The 1,082-nt window shown below is 45.9% G+C and carries 1 pseudogene; it reads right to left on the bottom strand.

Going from position 1 to position 1,082, the window contains the following annotated elements:
- Positions 1–1,025, bottom strand: a pseudogene (locus DC345_RS31400) (tail tape measure protein); the annotation flags it as partial.
- Between the last annotated feature and the right edge of the window lie 57 nt (positions 1,026–1,082).

Raw genomic sequence — 1,082 nt, forward strand, 5'->3', positions numbered from 1 at the left:
CCACCAAATTTACGAGTGCCGGGAATTTTGTTCCATGCCCATTTTCCTGCGCTAGTAACATCTCCGTAAAGATTCTTAGTACCCTTCACCATACTCGCAGTACCCTTGAGCGCTAATACCCCAGCTAATCCAATGAATACTTTGTTAATGACACCAGAAAATTCATGATAAAAGCTAACGATATTACTAATTCCTGTTGCGATCCCAGAACCCAACCCTTCAATTTGAGCCTTGTTATCGGTCAGCAAGGAGTTGAACTCTTTCATTGCTGGAACTGCTGACTGCATGATATTGCCGCCAATGTCCTGCATCTGCATTTGAATATCTGCCTGTGACTGTCTGTACTCTGTCATTGGATCAGCTGCTTGTTGCTGCGAGACTAATCGATCCGTTGTACCCGTCATATCAGGCGCTTTCTCAAAGGCTACGCCATATGTCTTCAAGATTGAGTCTGCATTATCTTCACCCGTTGCTGACCCCAGATTGGTCAATGACTGCTTCAATTCATTACGGTCTTGGCTGGCCATATCAGCAAGTAAAGCAGCTATCGCGCCCTGGGCTCTCTGTTTATCCCCGGAATTGATGTCTGCAGTAAAAGCTTCAGCTTGTCGTGCAGCATCTTTCTTCCCTGATCCCCGAGCACCAAAGTAATCAGCCATGTCGTCAGCATTAAGTGCCTTAACCCCAAAAACCTCTTTGAAAAAATCGCCCGGCTTGTCGAAATTAAAGGCCCCTTCTTTGACCGTTTGACTTAGAAAATTACTCATTTGAGCCGAGCTTGTGCCGCTACTTGCGAAGTAGGGGCTATATTCCCAAAACGTATCAGCTAAGTCTTTTTGGGGATCTCCTACTGACATGTAAGCATGAGCTATGCTGTCAGCAACTTGCGAATAGGATTCTTTAAAGTTTTTAGCTGTTTGGGTGACTGCTCTCTGCATTTCCTCAGATCCGGAATCGGGAATGACTACTTGTAGTTTCGTTGTGGCCGCGAAGGCTTCGCTAACCTTGGATTTGTCCTGGACCATAGGTGTAAGGGTAGAAAGTTCAGCAGCTCCTGTGGCTCTATCAGAGATAAGCCCTTG

This window comes from Paenibacillus taichungensis, assembly GCF_003287275.1.
GTDB lineage: Bacteria > Bacillota > Bacilli > Paenibacillales > Paenibacillaceae > Paenibacillus > Paenibacillus taichungensis_A.